Here is a 21,100-nt window from a genome sequence, read left to right on the forward strand (position 1 = left end):
GTGGCCCGGCCCGTAACGGCCGCGGGCCCTAGGTCTCCGTAGGTCTGCGGACCCAGGCACCCCACCCGCGCTTTCCGGCCGCAGGGAGCAACCAGAACGCCGCGCGTGCCGTCTTCACAGAGGAAGAGCAGTTCTGGAAGGCGCTGGCCAGGGGGAGGTCACGATGCCGGATGTGACGGGCGTCTCACGGACCCGCGGCGGCGCGCACCGGTCCAGGACGCGGCCACTCGCCGCCCGCCCCCGGCCTGACCAGGCCCTCTCCGGCCCGTACGGCGCTGAGTGCGGCGCTCCGCACGGCACCGGAACCTGCCTTGAGGCGGGGCAGGATACTGCAAGATCCGGAAAATCGGTGTACCCGAGGGGAATTCTGTCCTGATTCTCTGCGTTGGACAGGGTGGAAACGGACACCCGGTAGGTGTCGGACCACCGGTTAAGGAACTCACTCGCAAGGGAGCACGCATGGCAACCCGTGCCGTCGCCCGGCGCCAGGCCGAGACCCCGGCCGGCGCGGCAAGCAGCGCCCGCGGCGCTCGCGCCAAGAGCGGCGAGATCGCCGACCGCGACCTCGTCGGGATGTACCTCGACGAGATCGCGCGGACGCCGCTGCTCGACGCCGCGAAGGAAGTCGAGCTCTCCCTGGACATCGAGGCCGGCGTCTACGCCGAGAAGCTGCTCGCCGGCGAGGCGAAGCCCGAGGCGGTGGACGCGCCGAGCGCGTCGGCGAACCGGGAGGAACTCGAAGCGATCGTGGCCCAGGGCGAACGCGCCAAGGACCTCTTCATCCGCTCGAACCTCCGCCTGGTCGTCGCCGTCGCCCGTCGCTACCCGCGCAGTGGGCTGCCGCTCCTCGACCTGATCCAGGAGGGGAACGCCGGCCTGGTGCGCGCCGTCGAGAAGTTCGACTACAAGAAGGGCTTCAAGTTCTCCACGTACGCTACGTGGTGGATCCGCCAGGCCATCACCCGCTCCATCGCCGACCAGTCCCGGACGATCCGGCTGCCCGTCCACCTCGTCGAGGAGCTGGGCCGGATCCGGCGCGTACAGCGCGAGTTCAACCGCGAGCACGGCCGTGAGCCGGAGCCCGCCGAGGTCGCCGCCGAGCTGGGCTCGACGCCCGAGCGCGTGACGGACGTCCTGGACTGGGCCCGCGACCCGGTCAGCCTCAACATGTCGGTGGACGACGAGGGCGAGACCCAGTTCGGCGACCTGCTGGAGGACACCGGCGCGGACTCGCCGGAGGACTCCGTGCTGGTCATGATGCGCCGCGAGGAGCTGGAAGACCTCATCGGCCGGCTGGAGCCGCGGACGGCGTCGATCATCAAGGCGCGCTACGGCATCGAGGACGGGCGCGAGCGCACGCTGACCGAGGTCGGCAAGCAGCACGGCCTGACCCGCGAGCGGATCAGGCAGATCGAGAAGCACGCGCTGGTCGAACTGAAGAACCTCGCCCGCGACACGGGCTTCGAGTCCGCGGCGTAACGCCGCACCCCGAGCCCTCGGTGTCTCCCCCCGGCGCCGAGGGCTTCCCCATGCCGCGGCGCGGGCTTACGGGCCGCGGAATCACGGGCCGATGGCCGCATCGGTCATGTAGGCCGCGGACGCCAGCGCGAGGAGCAGAAAGACCCCCGGGAACGCGATGTTGTAGAAGACCCGGGCCCTGACGTGCGCGCCGACCGCGCCGACGAAGAACAACGTCAGGCCGGCACCCGCCGCGACACCCGGGTGGCGGAGATCCTCGGCACCAGCCCGGCCAGCGCGAAGAAGCACGCGAGCCGCGCCCGCGGCCGCATCGAGGGAACCGAGCCCCCGCCGACGACCACGCCCGCCGCCACGCCCGCCGCCACAACCGCTGCCTCCGCCAGCGCCGCCGCCTTCCTCGCGGCGGCCGCCGGCGGCGACATCGACCGCCTGGTCACGCTGATGACCGACGACTGCGTACGCACCGCGGATCCGGCCCTTCTGCCACCCGGTACGCCGACCACCGTCAGAGGCGCCACCGCGGTGGCGCGGGAGACGACGCACTTCAGCGCCAGAATCAGCGCAACCACCCGCCTGCTCGTCGCCGGCCGGCCCGCGCACGTCATCGCCCCGGGCGGCCACGCGCTGGCCACCGTCGGCATCACCGTCCGGAACGGCCTGGTCAGCCGCATCGCCCTCACCCGCATCCCGGCCGGGACCCCGCTCGCCCTGCCACCGGCAGCACCTGACGCGCCGCCGCCGGCCACGCGAGGCCCACGCCGCTAGGCGATGCCGTAGAGGTCGCCGTACGACGGGAAGACACCGCCCGGGCCGTCGACGCTCTCGGCGGCGCGGAGCGCCTTGGCCATGGCGCGGGTCAGGACGTCCGCCCCGGCCGCGAACACCTCGTTGAGGGCGCCGGCTTCCTGGTGCACCGCGAAGGCCGGGTCGGCGGCGACGTCGTCCGGGGGCAGCAGCGGCCGGGCGCCGGTGGCCAGGGCGAACACGGTGTCGCCGTCGGAGAGCAGGTGCGCGGGGCGTACCGCACGGGCCAGGCCGTCGTGCGCGGACCCGGCCAGCTTCTGGGCCTGCGCCTTGCCGAGCGCGGCGTCCGTGGCGACGACGGCCAGCGTGGTGTTCAGCGGCGGCCGGGCCGAGGCGGCGAACCGGCGGGCGGTCTCCTCCCGGGCCGCCGCCAACCGCCGCAGGGCGGCGGCGTGCACCTCGCCCGCGGGCCGGCTGCCCGCAGCGACCCCGCCGGACGCCGACGCGGCCTCCCCGGGACTCCGAGGGTCCTCCCGCGAAGAACCCCCGGGGGGGACCCCCCGCCCCCCATCCCCACCCCTTGCTTCGCCACGCGCTGCGACGCGGCCTGCGGCCCCGCCGGCATCGCCGTACAACTCGGCGTAGAGCGCGCCCGTGGCCGGATCGACGCCCGAGCCGGCCGCGTTGACGACGGCCAGCGCCGCGACCGTGGTGCCGGACGGCAGGACGACGCTCGCCGAGCCCACCCCGCCCTTCATCGCCCCGCACACGGCGCCCGTGCCCGCGCCGACGTTGCCCTGCGCGACCGCGGCGCCGACGGCGGAGGCCGCCGCGGCGGCAGCGGCCTCCCGGCCCATGGCGGCGTCGGGGCGGGCCCGGAAGTCGCCGCCGCGGCCCAGGTCGAACAGGGCCGCCGCCGGCACCACCGGGACCACCTGCGCCGGATCTGGCCCCACCCGGAAGCCGCGGCCCCGCTCCTCCAGCCAGGCCATCACGCCGGAGGCGGCGGCCAGCCCGTAGGCGCTGCCGCCCGTCAGCACCACCGCCTCCACCCGCTGCACGATGTTGCGCGGGTCGAGGGCGTCGGTCTCCCGCGTGCCCGGCCCACCTCCGCGTACGTCCACGGAGGCGACGGCGCCACCCTCCGGGGCGAGCACCACCGTCGTCCCGGTCAGCCACCCGTCCCCGGTCCGCGACGCGTGCCCGACGCGCACCCCCGCCACATCCGTGATCCCGTCCACGCCCATGCACCGCACCCTAACCGCGCCCCGCCGGCGGACCGCAGCACCGCCCGAGCACCGACCACGGCCGTCTACGGGGCCCTCACGGCACGCCGCCGCGTACCCTGGTGCGTATGAGCACCGAGCCCGAGAACCCGCTCGTCTTCGACGATCCTCTGACGGAGCGGAGCCGGGACGACACCGACGAGGGCTGGGGGGACCGGCCCGCCGCCGAGGGGAGCGCAGCCGACCTGGCCCGCTTCCTCGACGAGAAGCCCCCGCACCACATCTGACCCCGCGGCCCTACCTCTGGCTCGGCAGCGTGCCACCGTCGCGGTGCGGCGCCGGGCCGTTCCGCTGGGCCACGAGTTCGTCGCGGATCTGCGTCAGCAGCTCGATCTCCGTGACCTCCGCGGCGCTCGCGTCCACCGGTGTCTTCGCCGCCTGCCGCTCCCTGAGCTTGTTCATCGGCAGGATCATCGCGAAGTACACGACGGCCGCCGTCACGACGAACGTCAGCGTCGCGCTCAGCACCGGGCCCCACAGGATCGCGACGCCCTTGGTGACCTCGCCCTCCGGGCTCGTCGTGCAGACATCGCTGAAGCAGGAGTGGTACTTGTCGAGGTTTCTGGAGCCGAAGAGGCCGACGAGGGGGTTGATGACGCCCTTCACCACCGCGTTCACGATGCTCGTGAACGCGGCGCCGACGACGACGGCGACCGCGAGTTCCATCACGTTCCCGCGCATCAGGAACTGCTTGAACCCGGCGATGACGCCCTGACTTTCCGAGGCGCTCCCGGCACCCTGCGTGCTCAATGCCCTTCCTCGCTTCACTCTCGACGGGTCGGCCGACCCAGCTAGGTATGGCAGAGATACGGAAGGATTGTCCAATCCTCCCCCACCTGCCGGTGACGATCCGCGCAAGCGTCGTCATCGCAGCGTCACCGCCAGACGTTCGCCGGCCGCACCGGCCAGCGCCGCGGCCGCGGGCCGGGGTACCGACAACACCACCAGCGTCCCGTCGTCCCACCCCGTCGACTCCGGCGCTCCCGGGGGCCATTGCGCCTCCGGCGCTCCCGGTGCCCCCGGTGACAACGTCCCGTCCGGCGCCTCGGTCGACTCCGTTGCTCCCCATGCCCCTGTCGCGTCCGTCGCCCCCTCCGTCTCCGCGGCCCCCGTCTCGTCCGCCCCCCGCTGCACGCCGGGCGCCTGCGCCGCCCCCGGGATGTGGGTCACCCGGGCGGCGCGCGCCACGACCCGTGCCGGGCCGCCGTCCTCGCCGCCGGCGGCCAGCACGTCCACCATGTCGCCCGGCGCCAGCAGCCCGACCACCCCGGCGTCCGCGATCCGCACCGGCGCCAGCACCTCCCCGCCGCCTCCGGCGGCGCCGCCGGTGCCCCGCCCTCCGGCGGCCGACCCGGTGACGTCACCCGGCGCTCCGGTTTCCCCGCCGTCCGGCGCCGCGGCGGGCGGCGGGCTCTCCGCGTCGCTGCGCGGCGCCGCCGCCAGCGCGGCTGCCACCATCGCGAGTAACGCGGCCAGCAGCCGCCGGCGGCTCGCCACGGCCCGCCGGACCCTGGCCCCGCGCCCCGGGCGCAGCGGCTCGAACTCCGGTACTCCGCGCGGTGGCGGCGCCCCGCGCGGCAACGGACCCGGTCCCGCCGCGAGTCCGCCGCCCCCGGGTGAAGGCACAGCCCCGGCCGGACCGTTGCCCCCGGCGGCAGCCATCCCGTACCGCAAGCCGGCACCGGAGCCGGAACGGGAGTCCGAGAGGGCGGGGGGAGGGGAGCCGGGAAGAGTGCGGGCATGGGGGGACATGGCGGTCACCACCTGTTCGTGACGAGTCGGTCGCGTTCCGTGACGCCCTCGACTCTGCCCGATCTCCGCCCTCCCCGCTTGAGCCTGTGGATAACTCCCCGGTTGTGGACAACCCGCCGCCCACGCCCCCGAGAGACCCTCGTCAGCCGCGCAACCGGCCCTAGGGCAGCTCGATCCCCGGGTCCATCCCCGCCAGCGCCCCCGCGCACAAGCAGTCCCGTTCCGCCGTCTCCGGCAGCCGCCCCACCGCGTCGAACAGCACGTCCCGCAGCCGCCCCACGTTCGCCGCGAAGACCTCCAGCACCTCTTCGTGCGAGACGCCGTCGCCCGTCTCGGCGCCCGCGTCGAGGTCCGTCACCAGCGTCATCGACGTGTAGCAGAGCTCCAGTTCACGGGCCAGCACCGCCTCCGGGTGACCGGTCATCCCGACCACGGCCCACCCCTGCGCCCGGTGCCACACCGACTCCGCCCGCGTGGAGAACCGCGGCCCCTCGATGACCACGAGCGTCCCCCCGTCGACCGCCGCCCAGCCGCTCTCGTGCGCCGCCTTCAGCGCGGCCCGGCGCCCCGTCGGGCAGTACGGGTCGGCGAGGCTCACGTGCACGACGTTCGGCGTGGCGCCGTCGGGCAGTTGCTCGCCGTCGTAGTACGTCTGCGTGCGCGACTTCGTACGGTCCACCATCTGGTCCGGTACGAGCAGCGTGCCCGGCCCGTGCTCCGGCCGCAGCCCGCCCACCGCGCACGGCCCCAGCACCTGCCGTACGCCCAGGGAGCGCAAGGCCCACAGGTTGGCGCGGTAGTTGATCCGGTGCGGCGGCAGATGGTGCTTGCGGCCGTGCCGGGGGAGGAACGCGACGCGCCGCCCCGCGATCTCGCCGAGGAACAGCGAGTCGCTCGGCGGTCCGTACGGTGTCTCGACGGCGATCTCCGTGACGTCGTCGAGGAAGGAGTAGAACCCCGAGCCGCCGATGACGCCGATCTCTGCCCGCTCTGCCGCTGCCTCAGCCATGCCGCAACGATAACCGTGCGGCCGGCGCGGCGTTCTTCAGGCCGCCGACGTACCGCTGGGCGACTTGGACGACGACGAGGAACCCGACGAAGACGACGAGGAGGAGGAAGACGAAGAATCCGAGGAGCCCGAAGAGGAGGAGGAAGAAGACGAGGACGACGAAGTCGACGACTCGGACCCCTTCTTCTCACTCGACCCCGACCCGGACCCGCCGGAACCCGACCCGCCCGAAGCCGAGCCGCTGCGGCTGTCCGTCCGGTAGAAACCGGAGCCCTTGAAGACCACGCCGACCGCGGAGAACACCTTGCGCAGCCGCCCCTGGCAGGCGGGGCACACCGTCAGCGCGTCGTCGGTGAACTTCTGCACCGCTTCGAGGCCCTCGCCGCACTCGGTGCACTGGTACTGGTAGGTCGGCACGTGCTTCCTCCTGGCACTCTCAACTGTTGAGTGCTAACGACGCTTCATCATGCAGCATTCCCGCCCGTCAGTCCACCGACGCGGGAACCGGGCGCCCACCGCCACGGACCGTGATCGTCCCGTGGCTCTCCGCGGCCCGCAGGCGCGCCCGGAGCAGCAGCAGGGTGGCGCACGCGAGCGCGGTCGCGGCCAGCGGTACGAGGAACCCGGCGTGGGCGCCCGCGCCGTCGGCCAGCCGGCCCGCCGCCGTCGTCGCCGCGGCCTGCCCCAGCGCGACGGCGCCCGACAGCCACGTGAACGCTTCCGTACGCGCCTGTCGGGGCACCAGCGCGTCCGCCAGGGTGAAGCCCGTGATCAGCGCGGGCGCGATGCACACGCCGACCGCGAGGCCGAGGCCGCCGAGCGCCGCCGCGGACTCCAGCCCCGCGACCGCCCAGAGCCCTGAGGTGGTGGCGACCAGCAGCGGGTACGCGACGAGCAGGCGCCGCTGCGCCGGGCCGCGCCAGTGGATCACGCCGATGGCCACGCCGGCGAGCATGTTGCCGGCGGCGAAGACCCCGTACAGGACCCCGCTCAGACCGGGGCGGCCGATCGCCTCGCTGAACGCGGTCAGCGACACCTGCATGCCACCGAAGACCGCCCCGACGCCGAAGAACGCCGCGACCAGCACCGGCAGCGCCGGTGCCCGCAGCGCGGAAGCCCGCCGTCCGCGGGGCAGGTCCCCGCGGCCGGTGCGCACCACCGGCGGCGCGGTCCGCCGCTGAGCGGCGAACAGCAGCCCGCCGGCCAGCGTCAGCACCCCCTCGGCCACCAGGCCCGCCGACGGGTGCACCCCCGTGCACAGCGCCGCGGCGAGCACCGGCCCGACGACGAACGTGAACTCGTCCGTCACCGACTCGAACGCCGTCGCCGTGTGCTGCAACGGGGTGCGCGGATCCGGCCCGGCGGCGAAGAGATGCGACCAGCGGGCCCGCACCATCGGCCCGATCTGGGGTATGGAGGCGCCCGTCGGGACCGCCGCGGCCACCAGCGCCCACCCCGGCGCGCCCGCCAGCGCGAGCACGCTCAGCAGGGCCACCGCGGCGGCGTGCAGCAGCACGCTCGGCAGCAGGACCGCCGGCTGCCCGTAGCGGTCCGTGAGCTTGCCGCTGACGGGCGCGCACAGCGCCATGGACAGACCCGCCGCGGCCGCCACCGTGCCGGCCAGGCTGTACGAGCCGGACGTGTGCTCCACCAGCAGCACGATGCTCATGGTCAGCATCGCGAACGGCTGCCGCGCGGCGAAGCCGGGGAGGACGAAGCTCCGCGCCCCGGGCGTACGCAACAACTGAAGGTAGCCGGGCCGCGCACCGGCGCGGCCAGGGGGCGTACCCGACGGGCCGGAAGCCGGATCCATGGGCGTACCGGCCGGATCGATCGGCGTACCGGAGGGAGATCCCGAAGGCGAAGGGTGAGGCGGGCGCGACACGGCCCGGTCCTTCCTGCTGCCTGGTAGTGCGCCGACCGCGCGGCTCGCGCGGGCCCGCCCCGCCCGGGACCGGGCGGGAAGCGAGCCGGCCGGCACGCACCGAGGGCCGTCCGCTGTGCGCGCCCGTCAGGCGCGCCGACCCTGCATCAGACAGAGACATCTGTTCGTACGAATTCCACGCCGACCCTACCGAACGCCGCCCCGCCACCGAAGACCGGCGGCAGGCCGGTGGCAGACGGCAGTCCCGGGCCGCCCTACCGCGCCCCTCGCTCGTTCGTCGCCAGCCAGCGCGCCAGCTTGCCGCCCCGCCCCACGTCCCGCAGCCGCTGCTCCGCCGCGTCGCGCACCTCGTCCGTCGCCACCACCAGCAACTCGTCCCCCCGCCGCAGGATGTCCGTCGGCGCCGGCACGAAGCTCGCCCCGTCCCGCACCACGAGCGTCACCGCCGCCCCCGGCGGCAGCCGCAGCTCGCCGACCTCCACCCCGTGCATCCGGGAACGCTCCGGCACCGACAGCGACAGCAGGTGCCCCCGCACCCGCTCCAGCGGCGCCGACTCGATGCCCAGGTCGTACGCCGCGTCGCCGTCGCCGAGCCGCAGCCAGCGCGCCACCATCGGCAGCGTCGGCCCCTGCACCATCGTGTAGACGATGACGAGCACGAAGACGATGTTGAACACGCGGCCGGAGTCGGGGACGTCGTTCACCATCGGGATCGTCGCCAGCACGATGGGCACCGCGCCGCGCAGCCCGGCCCACGACATCAGCGCCTGTTCCCGCCACGGGATGCGGAACGGCAGCAGGCTCACGATCACCGACGCCGGCCGCGCCACCATGGTCAGCACCAGCCCGATGACCACCGCCGGCATGATGTCGTCGCCCAGCTCGTGCGGCGTCACCAGCAGCCCGAGCAGCACGAACATCCCGATCTGGGCCAGCCAGCCCACCCCGTCGGCGAAGCCGCGGGTGGCCGACCAGTGCGGCAGTTTCGCGTTGCCCAGGACCATCGCCGCCAGATAGACCGCCAGGAAGCCGCTGCCGTGCGCCAGGGAGCCCACGGCGTACGCGACGATGGCGAGGGCCATCACCGCGATCGGGTAGAGGCCGGAGGCCGGCAGGGCCACGTGCCGCAGCGCGAAGGAGCCCAGCCACCCGATCGCCAGCCCCAGCGCCGCCCCGATGGCCAGCTCCAGCAGGATCTCGCCGAGGAGGACGTACCAGCTCTCGATGTGCCCCGTGGTGGAGAAGGCGACGACCAGGATGACCACGGGGGCGTCGTTGAACCCCGACTCGGCCTCCATCACGCCGTTGACCCGGCGCGGCAGGGGCACCTTGCGCAGCACGGAGAACACCGCGGCGGCGTCCGTGGAGGACACGACGGCGCCCATGATGAGCGCCTGCTTCCACTCCAGACCGACGAGGTAGTGCGCCCCGGTCGCCGTGACGCCGACGCTGACCGCGACGCCGGCCGTGGACAGGACGGCCGCCGCGGGCAGCGCGGGTCTGATGTCACTCCACTTCGTGCCGAGGCCGCCCTCGGCGAGGATCAGCGCGAGGGCCGCGTAGCCGAGGACCTGGGTGAGCTCCGCGTCGTCGAAGCCGTAGCCGAACAGTCCGTCCTCGCCGACGAGGACGCCGATGCCCATGTACAGCAGAAGGCTGGGCAGGCCGCTGCGGGACGCGAGGCGGACCGCCGCGACCGCGACCAGCAGAACCAGGGCGGCGACGAGCGCGAGCTTGTTGAGTTCCTCGACTGACAGCTTTCTCCCTCTCGTCTTTTCTGCCTTGACGGAGAATTTACCCGGAGGGAGCGTCCGCCTGCTGCTTCTGGGGAGAGCACAGGGGCCGTACGGAGTCCCTTGACCGGACGCCTAAGGTTGCTCCAGCAAGTGCTCCGCTGGCTCCAGAAGGACAGGCATGCCCCTCAACGAGAACGGCCGCACGGCAGGCAAGAGGCGCCGCCTCATCTACGTCGCGATCGGTCTCGCCACCGTGCTCGTGCTGGGCGTGGGCGCCGCCGCGTTCTGGACCGTCAGCACGGTGCGCGACTCCTTCCCGCAGACCACCGGTTCGCTCAAACTGAGCGGTCTGGCCTCGCCGGTCACGGTCAAGCGCGATGCCCGCGGGGTGCCGACACTGTACGGGGACACCGCCGAGGACCTCTTCAGGGCGCAGGGCTTCGTACACGCGCAGGACCGCTTCTGGGAGATGGACGTCCGCCGCCACATGACGTCGGGCCGGCTGTCGGAGATGTTCGGCGCGGAGCAGGTCGAGACCGACGAGTTCCTGCGCACGCTGGGCTGGCGGCAGGTGGCGCAGAAGGAGTACGACGAGGAGCTGTCGGCGGAGACCAAGAAGTACCTGCGGGCCTACGCCGACGGGGTCAACGCCTACCTCGCGGACCACAGCGGCTCCGGTCTGTCCGTGGAGTACGCCGCCCTGGGGTTCGTCAACGACTACGAGCCGGAGAAGTGGAGCCCCGTCGACTCCGTCGCCTGGCTGAAGGCGATGGCGTGGGACCTGCGGGCCAACGTCGAGGACGAGATCGACCGCTCGCTGCTCTCCCAGCGCTTCGACGAGGGCGAGATCGCCGACCTGTACCCGCCCTACCCGTACGAGCGCAACAAGCCGATCGTGGAAGGCGGCTCCGCGACCGCCGACGGCTACGAACCGCAGAGTGCGGGAGGGGCGCAGAGCACGTACAGTGCCGCCACCGCGGGCCTCAGCAGCCAGATGGGCTCGCTGGCGAAGACCATGGACGACATCCCCGCCCTCCTCGGTCCCAGCGGCAGCGGCATCGGCTCCAACTCCTGGGTGGTCTCCGGCGACCTGACCACCACCGAGAAGCCGCTCCTCGCCAACGACCCGCACCTGTCCGCGCAGCTCCCCTCGGTCTGGTACCAGATGGGTCTGCAGTGCACGAGAGTCAGCGACGACTGCCCCTACGAGGTCAGCGGCTTCTCCTTCTCCGGCATGCCCGGCGTGGTCATAGGTCACAACGCCGACATCTCCTGGGGCCTGACCAACCTGGGCGCCGACGTCGCCGACCTGTATCTGGAGAAGGTCGAGGACGACGGCTATCTCTACGACGGCGAGTCGCGCGAGTTCGGCACCCGGGAGGAGCTGATCAAGGTCGCGGACGGCGAGGACAAGCGCATCACCGTACGCACCACGCGCAACGGGCCCGTGGTCTCCGACCGCAGCGACGAGATGGCCGAGGTCGGCAAAGAAGCCCCCGTGGGCAACTCCGCGCCCGACCGGGGCGACGGGTACGCCGTCTCGCTGCGCTGGACCGCCCTGGAGCCGTCCAGCACCATGGACGCCGTCTTCGGCATCAACAGAGCCGCGGACTTCGATGAGTTCCGCGACGCGGCCCGCGACTTCGCCGTGCCCTCGCAGAACCTCGTCTACGCCGACACCGACGGCAACATCGGCTACCAGGCGCCCGGCAGGATCCCGCAGCGCGCCGGCGGCGACGGCAGCCTGCCCGCCCCCGGCTGGGACCCGGCGTACTCCTGGGACGGCTACGTCCCCTTCGACTCACTGCCCTGGGAGCTCAACCCCGACCGCGGCTACGTCGTCACCGCCAACCAGGCCGTCGTCGACGAGAACGACTACCCGTATCTGCTGACCACCGACCCCGGCTACGGCACCCGCAGCCAGCGCATCTCCGACCTCATCGAGGAGAAGATCAAGGACGGCGGGAAGATCTCCCCTGACGACATGCGCACCATGCAGCTCGACAACCACAGCGAGATCGCCGAACTCCTCACGCCGCTGCTGCTGGACATCGAGATCGATGACCCGATGGTGCGCGAGGCCCAGGACCTGCTGAAGGACTGGGACTACAGCCAGGACACCGACTCCTCCGCCGCCGCGTACTTCAACGCCGTCTGGCGCAACATCCTCAAGCTCGCCTTCGGCGACAAGATGCCCAAGGAGCTGCGCCCGGACGGCGAGTGCCTCCAGGTGCCGCCCGCCAACCCGGCGGCCGACCCCGACGGGCCCGCCACCGTGCGCGAGTGCGGCGAGCGCGACGCGGACGCCGCCCAGCCGGACGGCGGTGACCGGTGGTTCGAGGTCGTACGGAGCATCCTCAAGGACGAGGACAACCGCTGGTGGACGACCACCGACAGCCGCGGGGAGTCCCTCGACGGGAACCGCGACGAGCTGTTCGAGCACGCCATGAACGACGCCCGCTGGGAGCTGACCGCCGAGCTGGGCAAGGACATCGACACCTGGTCCTGGGGCCGGCTACACCGGCTGATGCTGCGCAACCAGACGCTGGGCACCGACGGTCCGGGCATCGTGCAGTGGGTGCTCAACCGCGGCCCGTGGAACCTCAGCGGCGGCGAGGCCGCCGTCAACGCCACCGGCTGGAACGCGGCCGGCGGATACGACGTGCTGTGGGTGCCGTCCATGCGGATGGTGGTGGACCTGGCGGACCTCGACGCCTCGGGCTGGGTCAACCTCTCCGGCGCCTCGGGGCACGCCTTCCACCCGAACTACACGGACCAGACCACGGCGTGGGCGAAGGGCGAGCTGTACGAGTGGCCGTTCTCCGACAAGGCGGTGGAGGACGCCGCGGAGGACACGATGACGCTGTCGCCGTGAGGCATACCGGGGGATGCCGGTGGCCGGGCGCTACGGCCGCGGGAAGCGGTGCACCGCGGAGGGCGTGACGGCGGCGGTCACGGGGCGGTCGTGGGGCTCGGCGGGCACGTGGTCGAGGACTTCGCCGTCGTAGAGGAGCACGACGAGGGCGGGCCCGGCGGCGGACGGCGCGCCGGCGGGGGACACGCCGGTCTCCGCGCCCGTACGCCGGCCGCCCGCGCCCGTACGCCGGAGGCCCGCGCCCCCAGTCCCGGCCTCCCCGCCCGAACTGCCCGAACCGCCTGTGCCCCCCGGGTCCTCCGCGCCGCCCCCGCCCCCCGCCAGCCGCGCCAGCACCCGGTCGTACGAACCGCCGCCCCGCCCCAGCCGCAGCCCCCGGCCGTCGACCGCCAGCCCCGGCAGCAGCACCGCCTCCGCCGTCCGCACCGCCGCCGGCCCGAGCCGCGGCCCGGCCGGCTCCAGCAGCCCGCGCCGGGCGGCCCGCAGCGTGTCGGGACCCTCGTACTCCGCCCAGTCCAGGTCGTCGTCCGCGAGCAGCACCGGCAGCAGCACCGCCGTCCCCCGCTCCCGCAGCGCCTCCAGCAGTTCGCGCGTGGCCGGCTCGCGCCCCACCGACACGTACGCCGCCACCGTCCGCGCCTCCGCCAGCTCCGGCAGCTCCAGCGCCCGCCGGGCCAGCCGCCGCCCCGCCGACGCGGCCTCACCCGGCGGCACGGCGGCCCGCGCGGCGAGTAGGGTGCGGCGCAACGCCGCCTTTCTGGCCTGGTCGCTGCCCACTTGTCCGTACCTACCCTTATGGTGCTGAACATGGATTCTTCGCGTACTCGGATCACCAAGGCTGTCATCCCGGCCGCCGGCCTCGGCACTCGCTTCCTGCCGGCGACCAAGGCGACGCCCAAGGAGATGCTGCCCGTCGTCGACAAGCCCGCGATCCAGTACGTCGTCGAGGAGGCCGTCTCGGCCGGACTCACCGACGTCCTCATGATCACCGGGCGGAACAAGCGCCCGCTCGAAGACCACTTCGACCGCAACCACGAGCTGGAAGAGGCCCTGCGCAAGAAGGGCGACGAGGCGCGCCTGGCCAAGGTCGCGGAGTCCAACGACCTGGCCAACATCCACTACGTCCGCCAGGGTGACCCCCGCGGCCTCGGCCACGCGGTGCTGTGCGCCGCCGAGCACGTCGGCGACCAGCCGTTCGCCGTCCTCCTCGGCGACGACCTCATCGACCCGCGCGATCCGCTGCTGGCCCGCATGGTGCGCGCCCAGGCCGACCACGGCGGCAGCGTCATCGCGCTGATGGAGGTCGACCCGGAGCAGATCCACCTCTACGGCTGCGCGGCGGTGGAGACCACCGCGGACAGCGACGTCGTGCGCGTCACCGACCTCGTCGAGAAGCCCGCGGTCGCGGACGCGCCCAGCAACTACGCGGTGATCGGCCGCTATGTCCTCGACGCCGCGATCTTCGACGTGCTGCGCACGACGGAGCCCGGCCGGGGGAACGAGATCCAGCTCACCGACGCGCTGCAGCGGCTGGCGACGGACGAGGCGCTGGCGAGCCCGGTGTACGGCGTGGTGTTCAAGGGCCGGCGGTACGACACGGGCGACCGCAGCGACTACCTCCGGGCCATCGTCCGCCTCGCGTGCGAGCGTGAGGACCTCGGCGCCGACCTGCGCGCGTGGCTGCGGAAGTACGTCGCGGAGGAGATGGCGGATTGAGCGAGGCGGTGAAGGGCGCGACGGAAGCGGGGGAGCAGGAGCCGGCGACCGGCATGCAGGAGCCCGGAGAACCGGCGGCCGAAAAACCCGAGACGGTGGAACCGGAGACCGGGGAGCCGGCTGCCGGGGAGCCGGAGTCCGGCGCGCCGGAGACGGGCGCCGGGGACCCGGAGGCCGGCGACGCCCGGCAGGGGCGCCGGCCCTCCGGGGTGTGGTCCGTCGAGGAGCACCTGGACGACATACTGCGGCAGGTCCGCCCGTTGGAGCCGCTGGAGATGCAGTTGCTCGACGCCCAGGGCTGCGTCCTCGTCGAGGACGTCACCGCGGCCGTCGCCCTCCCGCCGTTCGACAACAGCTCCATGGACGGGTACGCCGTGCGCACCGTCGACGTGGAGCGCGCGAGCGACGAGTTCCCGGCCGTCCTGCGCGTCATCGGCGACGTCCCGGCGGGCGGCGGCGGTGAGTTGCCGCACGTCGGCGCGGGCGAGGCCGCCCGCATCATGACCGGCGCCCCGCTGCCGCCCGGCACGCAGGCCGTCGTCCCCGTGGAGTGGACCGACGGCGGCACGGGCCGCGGCCGGGTCGACGCCATGCGCCCGCACAGCGAGTCCCCCGCGGGCGCCGGCGGCGAGGTGCGGATCTACGCCCCCGCCGACACCGGCCGGCACGTCCGCACCCGCGGCAGCGACGTCGTCGCCGGCGACCTGGTGCTGCCCGCCGGCACGCTGCTCGGCCCGGCGCAGATCGGGCTGCTCGCGGCCATCGGCCGCGGCACGGTGCGGGTCCGCCCGCGCCCGCGGGTCGTCGTGCTGTCCACCGGCAGCGAGTTGGTGCCCCCGGGCGAACAGCTCGCCCCGGGACGTATCCACGACTCCAACAGCTACGCGCTGACCGCCGCCGCCCGCGACGCGGGCGCCATCGCGTACCGCGTGGGCGCCGTCGCCGACGACGCCGAGACCCTGCGCGCGACCGTCGAGGACCAGCTCATCCGCGCGGACGCGCTGGTCACCAGCGGGGGCGTCAGCGTCGGGGCGTACGACGTGGTCAAGGAGGCCCTGGCCGAGCTGGACGGCGAGGCGGGCGGCGGGGTGGAGTTCCGGCGGCTGGCCATGCAGCCGGGCAAGCCGCAGGGCTTCGGCCGTATCGGCGCGGACCGCACCCCGCTGTTCGCGCTCCCGGGGAACCCGGTGAGTGCGTACATCTCCTTCGAGATGTTCGTACGGCCCGTGATCCGCAGACTGATGGGCGTGGAGCCGGAGCACCGCCCGGTGGTGCGGGCGCGCCTGGCCGGCGACGAGCCGCTGAGTTCGCCGCCGGGCCGCCGGCAGTACCTCCGCGGCCGGTACGCGGACGAGCCGGCCGGCGGCGGCACGCACCCCGACGCCGGTGAGGTCACCCCCGTGGGCGGCGCCGGCTCACACCTCATCGCCGCACTGGCCCGTGCGAACGCGCTCGTCGTCGTGCCCGAGGAGACCACGGAGGTGGCGCCGGGGTCGCCCGTGGACGTCGTCCTCCTCGACTGAGCGGCGGACCGGGAAACGCGCGGAGCCGAACGGCAGGCCGTGGAGGTACGGTGGCTCCGCGCGCATTCACCCCGGGAGCTCCACGCCATGAGCCAGCCAAGCCGCCTGACCCACCTCGACGACACGGGCGCCGCCCGCATGGTCGACGTCTCCGCCAAGGACGTCACCGCGCGCACCGCCCGCGCCTCCGGGCGCGTCCTCGTCTCGCCGCGCGTCGTCGAACTGCTCCGCGGCACCGCGCCCGGCGAGACGCTGCCCAAGGGCGACGCCCTGGCCACCGCCCGCCTCGCCGGCATCATGGGCGCCAAACGCACCCCCGACCTGATCCCCCTCTGCCATCCGCTGGCGCTGTCCGGCGTCACCGTCGACCTCGGCGTCGCGGACGACGCGGTGGAGATCGCGGCGACCGTGCGCACCACGGACCGCACCGGCGTGGAGATGGAGGCGCTGACCGCGGTGTCGGTGGCGGCGCTCACGGTGGTCGACATGGTCAAGGCCGTCGACAAGGCGGCGGTCATCACGGACGTGCGGGTCGAGACGAAGACCGGCGGCAAGTCCGGCGACTGGAGCCGGTCATGAGGGCCCTGGCGGTCACGGTGTCCAACCGCGCGGCGGCCGGGGTGTACGCGGACACGGGCGGCCCGCTGCTCGTCGCGGGCCTGACGGAGATGGGCTTCGCCGCGGAAGGCCCGCGGGTGGTGCCGGACGGCGAGCCCGTGGAGGCGGTGCTGCGCGAGGCGGTCGCCGCCGGCTACGACGTGGTCCTGACCACCGGCGGCACGGGCGTCTCGCCGACCGACCGCACCCCGGAGATGACTGCGCGGGTGCTGGACCGCCAACTGCCGGGCGTACCGGAGGCGATCAGGGCGCACGGATACGCGAAGGTGCCCACCGCCGCGCTCTCCCGCGGCCTCGCCGGGGTCGCGGGCCGTACGGTCATCGTGAACCTGCCGGGCTCGTCCGGGGGCGTACGCGACGGGCTCGCGGTGCTGGCGCGGCTGCTGCCGCACGCGGTCGACCAGGTGCACGGCGGCGACCACGCGCGCGGCGACGACGGCCCGGCCGGGGACGCGGACGGCGGGTCCAGACACCCCGGCGGTGCCCACTGAGCGCGTCCTGGCCCGCGGTGCTGGCGGAGGGGCCCGTGACCCTCCGCCCCATCCGCGCGCGCGACCAGCGCGTCTGGCGGGAGATCAACCAGCGCAACCGCGACTGGCTGCGCCCCTGGGAGGCCACCATCCCACCCCCGCCCCCGGGCACCCCGCACACCCGCCGCCCCACCTTCCGGCAGATGGTCCGGCACCTGCGCAGCGAGGCGAGCGCGGGGCGGATGCTGCCCTTCGTCATCGAATACCAGGGCACGCTGTGCGGGCAGTTGACCGTGGCGGGCATCACGTGGGGCTCGATGCGTTCCGGGCACGTCGGTTACTGGATCGACCGGGATTACGCGGGCCGGGGCGTGATGCCGACGTCGGTGGCGCTCGCGGTGGACCACTGTTTCCGGACTGTGGGGCTGCACCGCATCGAGGTCTGCATCCGTCCGGAGAACATGCCGAGCCGTCGGGTGGTGGAAAAGCTGGGCTTTCGGGAAGAGGGCGTGCGCCCGCGCTACCTGCACATCGACGGGGCCTGGCGCGACCACCTGGTGTACGTGCTGACCACCGAGGAAGTTCCGGAGGGGCTCGTCAACCGGTGGCGTGGGCTTCGCCACTCGGAGAAATAAAACAAAGATTCGATAGTCCGGGCGTAAAAAGTCAGAAGAAAAGGTCGAGATATCAGCCAGATGGTGCGACACACCGAGCCAATTGGCCCATGCGCTGTCGCCGCGGCCTCTACCGTGTAAGGCGTGAGCAGCAGCGGCCTCATCTACGCAATGATCGTCGGGGCCTGGGCCGCCTACTTGGTGCCGATGTGGCTCCGTAGGCAGGACGAGCTGAACGAAGCCCGTCCGACGGAACGCTTCAGCACCGCCATCCGGCTGCTGACCGGACGGGGTGGGGCGGACCGTACCCAGGGCCGGGACGGCGCCGACTCCGGCTCCGGCCCGCCGGCCTCGGCCTCGGGCCCCTCCTCCGGCTCGGAGGAGGACGCCGGAGGCGCCGACGAGAGCCCGGACGCCGCACCCGCCGCAGGCGGCGTGGTGGACGTCCGGGCCGCTGCCGTGCCCGTGACCGACCCCCGCGCCGCCGCCCCGCGCCCGCGCCGTACCCGCCAGGAGACCCCGGCGGCGCCGGTGGCGCGCCCGGGGGCGGCGGCGCAGGCAAGGGTGGAGGAGGAGCCGGAGGCGGCTCCGGCGGGGCGTACCGACGCGCAGCCGGGCGTGACCGCGAGCCCGCACGCCCCGGAAGGCGACCCCGCCCCCGCGGCCGGAGCCGAACCCGCCCCCGCGCGCAACCAGCCGTCCCCGTACACCCCTGAGCGCCGGGCGCGGGCACGGGTGCTCGCGCGCCGGAGGCGCACGCTGACGATGCTGTTCGTGGCCCTGACCGCGGGCGCCGTGGCGGCCTCGGTGGGCGGCCCGCGCTTCCTGTGGGCCGTCGTCGTCCCGGGGCTGCTGCTCACCGCGTACGTCGTCCGCGTACGCACCCAGGAGCGCCACCGCCGCACCTTCACCGCGGACCAGGCACGCGGCGAGGCGGCGGCCCGCCGCCTGCGCGAGGACCGCGAAGCCTCCCCCCGCCGGACCCACGACAACGCCGACGACACCCGCGACGGAGACGACGGGGAGGGGGCCGAAGACGACGCCGGCGACCCGTCCGCCACCGCCCCGTTCGACGCCCCGGCGGCGGCGTACGAGGCGGACCGCAGGGCGCTGGTGGAGCAGACCGACCACGCCGAGTGGGTCGACCAGCAGCGCGAACGCGACCGCCCGGCCGACGCCGGCTGGGACCCCGTACCGGTCCCGCTGCCCACGTACGTCACGGCCCCCGTGGCCCCCCGCGCCACCCGGGGCCTGGACTTCGACGCCCCGGACACCTGGAGCTCGGCCCGCTCCAGCACCGCGGAACCCCACAAACCGCAGCCGGAAACCACCCCCGCGCCCCCCGACCCGGCAGACCCGCCTGCCGACCCCGAATCCCCACCCCGCCGCCCCCGCCCCACCAACCGCACCCCTCTCTTCGACCAGTACGCCGACCCACCCCGCCGCCGCGCCGCCAACGAGTAGCGCGCTCCTCCCGGCGGCAGGAACCGATTTCCTGGCCAGCGACCCGGGATGCTAAGGTTCCTTCCGTTGTGAGGGCCTGTAGCGCAGTCCGGTAGCGCACCTCGTTCGCATCGAGGGGGTCTGGGGTTCAAATCCCCACAGGTCCACTCCAGAGGCGTTGACGAGATCCCGTCCGATCCCCGATCGGGCGGGATTTCGCCGTCTCCGGGTCCGTCGAGTTCTGGGTGTGCTGACGTCGACGATTACGGTTCATCGCTGCGGGACGCCGGGGGAGATCAGTAGGTGGCCCGTGCGAAGGCCGCGGTGGGCAGCGGGGCCTGGGTGTCCTCCCAAGCGATGTAGATCCCGTACTCGTCCTCGAGGAAGCGCAGGAAGGCGACGTCGGGGAGTTCCTGGCCGGAGTAGACGAAGCCCGGCACCCCCTCCCGTGCACCCACGCCTCCCAGATGCGGCAGCCCCGGTTCGTAGTAGGCCAGCACCTGGCCGTCACGTGCGTAGCCGACCTGGTGCTCGCCGTTGACGCCGCGGAACACCGTGTACGCGCGCGTGCCGCGCGACAACGCCGTCAGGTAGGCGGGGGCGCGGCTGGAGATGTCCTCGATGGCATAGGCCCAGCCGGGGACGCTGCCGGCGCGGACGAGCACCTCCGGGTGGGAGAGGAATCCCGCCTCCGTGAGCCGCGCCACCCACGCCTCGTCTTCCCAGTCGAGAAACTCCAGGTCACCCAGGTGGCCGTCCTCCGGCCACATCTGGAGCTCAGCGACCGCATCGTTGGTCAGCTCGTGAATGTGCCGCGGCTCCGCGCCCATCCGGCCCAGCAACTCCCGTGGCTCGATGCCCTCACACAGCGTGAAGGTGTAGCCGAGGTCGTACGCGGTCGCTATCCACCGCAGCCCGCTCGCCACGTCCGCCCTCCCCGCAGCCGACAACTCACGCTGCAACCTAGCCGAACAAGCCGCGGGGGAACGATCGCTTCGCGAACGGGTCCTTCGTAGCCCTCGGAAACGGTGTTCCGGCTTCGTCTGGGTTCATCCGGTGCTGGGTTGTGGTCTTGGTGCCTCTCCTCGTCTCCTGCGACGTCGCTTCCGCCTCTCCGGCAGATGGAGAACGTCGTGTAGCGGCGTCCCGAGTTCGGCCCATGCCTGCAGCCGGTCCCGGTTCGTCCAGTGGATGCGGTGTCGGTCGCCCCAGACTTTGGCGTCGCGGGTGAAGTCCGCGTTGGTGACGACGACCGCGTTGTCCGCACGGTGTACCGGGCGGGCGGTGCCCTTCACTTGGTACATCACCGAAGAGCCGACCTTGTTCCCGACGCGGGTGTGCTTGGCCTGGAGCACGATCCGGCCTCGCCGTTCGTGGTCGCCGATGACGTCGGCGGCCTGGTCGCCCTTCCGGCCGACGACGCGAGCGGTCCAGCCGTCGCGAATCAGCAGGTCCCGAAGTGCGAACTCAAAAGCCTTGTCGCCCATGGTGTCCAGGTCTGTGAGTGGGATGCGCAGCTTGGCGACCATCGCGGCGCGTATCCGCCGGGCTCGGGCTGTGCGCCGAGTTCGCCAGATCCCGTACGCCGCGGTACCGATGGCTGCGGCGACCAGCACCGGCCAGCCGCGGACCAGGGAGTGGAGCGCGGCCGAAGCCTGCTGGACCGCCGCCACCATGACCGCCACGAACACGACACAGGCGGCGAGCAGTTCACGACCACCGCGGGGCCTGCGCAAGCGCAGCCGGCGAGCGGCCATCAACGGTCCGCCGACTCGGATACCGACGTCTCCGACGGAGGCGGTCCCTCCGCCTCAGCGCCACCGAACCCGAAGACCTGCCCCCACAGCCACACTCCCGCGACCAGAGCGGCGATGGTCCAGCCGCTCAGCATGCCGCGACCGGCCCGGCCCGTCGGCTTCCGGCGTAGATGCGACCTGACGTGGACGAAAC

Annotated in this window: 20 protein-coding genes, 1 tRNA gene and 1 pseudogene; 11 read left to right on the forward strand and 11 right to left on the reverse strand. The window is 73.5% G+C overall.

Features of this window, described 5'->3' with window-relative positions:
* Positions 1–459: 459 nt before the first annotated feature.
* Positions 460–1,479, forward strand: coding sequence for a sigma-70 family RNA polymerase sigma factor (locus O7599_RS24605; protein WP_281617784.1), 1,020 nt, complete (start codon positions 460–462; stop codon positions 1,477–1,479).
* An 81-nt stretch (positions 1,480–1,560) separates the two neighbouring features.
* Here O7599_RS24605 and O7599_RS24610 read toward each other — a convergent pair.
* Positions 1,561–1,901 (reverse strand): annotated as a pseudogene (locus tag O7599_RS24610) (DoxX family protein).
* A gap of 19 nt (positions 1,902–1,920) precedes the next feature.
* On the opposite strand from O7599_RS24610, the gene O7599_RS24615 reads away from it, so the two are divergent.
* Positions 1,921–2,244: a hypothetical protein gene (locus tag O7599_RS24615; RefSeq protein ID WP_281617785.1), complete on the forward strand. Its 324-nt coding sequence runs from the start codon at positions 1,921–1,923 to the stop codon at positions 2,242–2,244.
* Here O7599_RS24615 and O7599_RS24620 read toward each other — a convergent pair.
* Positions 2,241–3,470 (reverse strand): P1 family peptidase, encoded by a 1,230-nt coding sequence (locus tag O7599_RS24620; protein ID WP_281617786.1) that lies wholly within the window; start codon positions 3,468–3,470, stop codon positions 2,241–2,243. The genes O7599_RS24615 and O7599_RS24620 overlap by 4 nt on opposite strands.
* Before the next feature lie 107 nt (positions 3,471–3,577).
* Here O7599_RS24620 and O7599_RS24625 point away from each other — a divergent pair, with 107 nt between their 5' ends.
* Entirely contained in the window at positions 3,578–3,736 is a 159-nt protein-coding gene (locus O7599_RS24625) for a hypothetical protein (protein WP_281617787.1), read from the forward strand.
* A 10-nt stretch (positions 3,737–3,746) separates the two neighbouring features.
* Here O7599_RS24625 and mscL read toward each other — a convergent pair whose 3' ends face one another.
* The 6 genes from mscL to O7599_RS24655 all read right to left on the reverse strand — a co-directional run bounded on the left by mscL (position 3,747) and on the right by O7599_RS24655 (position 9,912).
* Complete coding sequence (gene mscL / locus O7599_RS24630; protein WP_281617788.1) at positions 3,747–4,259, reverse strand: large conductance mechanosensitive channel protein MscL; 513 nt, start codon at positions 4,257–4,259, stop codon at positions 3,747–3,749.
* A 114-nt stretch (positions 4,260–4,373) separates the two neighbouring features.
* Positions 4,374–5,006 carry a hypothetical protein gene (locus O7599_RS24635; RefSeq protein WP_281617789.1) on the reverse strand — a complete coding sequence of 211 codons (633 nt, stop codon included), beginning with the start codon at positions 5,004–5,006 and terminating at the stop codon, positions 4,374–4,376.
* Positions 5,007–5,421: 415 nt separating this feature from the next.
* On the reverse strand, positions 5,422–6,270 hold the full coding sequence (locus tag O7599_RS24640; protein ID WP_281617790.1) for an S-methyl-5'-thioadenosine phosphorylase: 849 nt from the start codon (positions 6,268–6,270) through the stop codon (positions 5,422–5,424).
* A 36-nt stretch (positions 6,271–6,306) separates the two neighbouring features.
* Positions 6,307–6,687, reverse strand: coding sequence for an FmdB family zinc ribbon protein (locus O7599_RS24645; RefSeq protein ID WP_281617791.1), 381 nt, complete (start codon positions 6,685–6,687; stop codon positions 6,307–6,309).
* A gap of 67 nt (positions 6,688–6,754) precedes the next feature.
* Positions 6,755–8,083 carry an MFS transporter gene (locus O7599_RS24650; RefSeq protein WP_281617792.1) on the reverse strand — a complete coding sequence of 443 codons (1,329 nt, stop codon included), beginning with the start codon at positions 8,081–8,083 and terminating at the stop codon, positions 6,755–6,757.
* Positions 8,084–8,409: 326 nt separating this feature from the next.
* A complete protein-coding gene (locus tag O7599_RS24655; RefSeq protein WP_281623499.1) occupies positions 8,410–9,912 on the reverse strand; it encodes a potassium/proton antiporter in 1,503 nt (500 codons plus the stop codon).
* A 157-nt stretch (positions 9,913–10,069) separates the two neighbouring features.
* Here O7599_RS24655 and O7599_RS24660 point away from each other — a divergent pair, with 157 nt between their 5' ends.
* The gene (locus O7599_RS24660) at positions 10,070–12,766 is read left to right on the forward strand and encodes a penicillin acylase family protein (protein ID WP_281617793.1); all 2,697 of its coding nucleotides are present in this window, start codon (positions 10,070–10,072) and stop codon (positions 12,764–12,766) included.
* Positions 12,767–12,796: 30 nt separating this feature from the next.
* On the opposite strand, the gene O7599_RS24665 is transcribed toward O7599_RS24660, so the two are convergent.
* Positions 12,797–13,543, reverse strand: coding sequence for a 5-formyltetrahydrofolate cyclo-ligase (locus tag O7599_RS24665; RefSeq protein WP_281617794.1), 747 nt, complete (start codon positions 13,541–13,543; stop codon positions 12,797–12,799).
* 30 nt (positions 13,544–13,573) lie between these two features.
* Here O7599_RS24665 and galU point away from each other — a divergent pair, with 30 nt between their 5' ends.
* The 7 genes from galU to O7599_RS24700 all read left to right on the forward strand — a co-directional run bounded on the left by galU (position 13,574) and on the right by O7599_RS24700 (position 19,317).
* Complete coding sequence (gene galU / locus O7599_RS24670) at positions 13,574–14,482, forward strand: UTP--glucose-1-phosphate uridylyltransferase GalU (protein ID WP_281617795.1); 909 nt, start codon at positions 13,574–13,576, stop codon at positions 14,480–14,482.
* The gene (glp, locus tag O7599_RS24675) at positions 14,479–16,005 is read left to right on the forward strand and encodes a gephyrin-like molybdotransferase Glp (protein ID WP_281617796.1); all 1,527 of its coding nucleotides are present in this window, start codon (positions 14,479–14,481) and stop codon (positions 16,003–16,005) included. Before galU ends, glp begins: the two co-directional genes overlap by 4 nt.
* Before the next feature lie 87 nt (positions 16,006–16,092).
* Positions 16,093–16,584: a cyclic pyranopterin monophosphate synthase MoaC gene (moaC, locus tag O7599_RS24680; protein ID WP_027770696.1), complete on the forward strand. Its 492-nt coding sequence runs from the start codon at positions 16,093–16,095 to the stop codon at positions 16,582–16,584.
* Positions 16,581–17,114, forward strand: a complete 534-nt coding sequence (locus O7599_RS24685; RefSeq protein WP_281617797.1) for a MogA/MoaB family molybdenum cofactor biosynthesis protein — start codon at positions 16,581–16,583, stop codon at positions 17,112–17,114. Before moaC ends, O7599_RS24685 begins: the two co-directional genes overlap by 4 nt.
* Before the next feature lie 35 nt (positions 17,115–17,149).
* Complete coding sequence (locus tag O7599_RS24690) at positions 17,150–17,728, forward strand: GNAT family protein (RefSeq protein WP_281617798.1); 579 nt, start codon at positions 17,150–17,152, stop codon at positions 17,726–17,728.
* Positions 17,729–17,851: 123 nt separating this feature from the next.
* The gene (gene glpR / locus O7599_RS24695; protein ID WP_348652563.1) at positions 17,852–19,171 is read left to right on the forward strand and encodes a gephyrin-like molybdotransferase receptor GlpR; all 1,320 of its coding nucleotides are present in this window, start codon (positions 17,852–17,854) and stop codon (positions 19,169–19,171) included.
* 72 nt (positions 19,172–19,243) lie between these two features.
* Positions 19,244–19,317 (forward strand) — tRNA-Ala (locus tag O7599_RS24700).
* Positions 19,318–19,446: 129 nt separating this feature from the next.
* Here the strand turns inward: O7599_RS24700 and O7599_RS24705 are convergent.
* Positions 19,447–20,076, reverse strand: a complete 630-nt coding sequence (locus tag O7599_RS24705) for a DUF6461 domain-containing protein (RefSeq protein ID WP_281617799.1) — start codon at positions 20,074–20,076, stop codon at positions 19,447–19,449.
* 123 nt (positions 20,077–20,199) lie between these two features.
* On the reverse strand, positions 20,200–20,907 hold the full coding sequence (locus O7599_RS24710; protein WP_281617800.1) for a restriction endonuclease: 708 nt from the start codon (positions 20,905–20,907) through the stop codon (positions 20,200–20,202).
* Between the last annotated feature and the right edge of the window lie 193 nt (positions 20,908–21,100).

This window comes from Streptomyces sp. WMMC500 (assembly GCF_027497195.1).
Classification (GTDB): Bacteria; Actinomycetota; Actinomycetes; order Streptomycetales; family Streptomycetaceae; genus Streptomyces.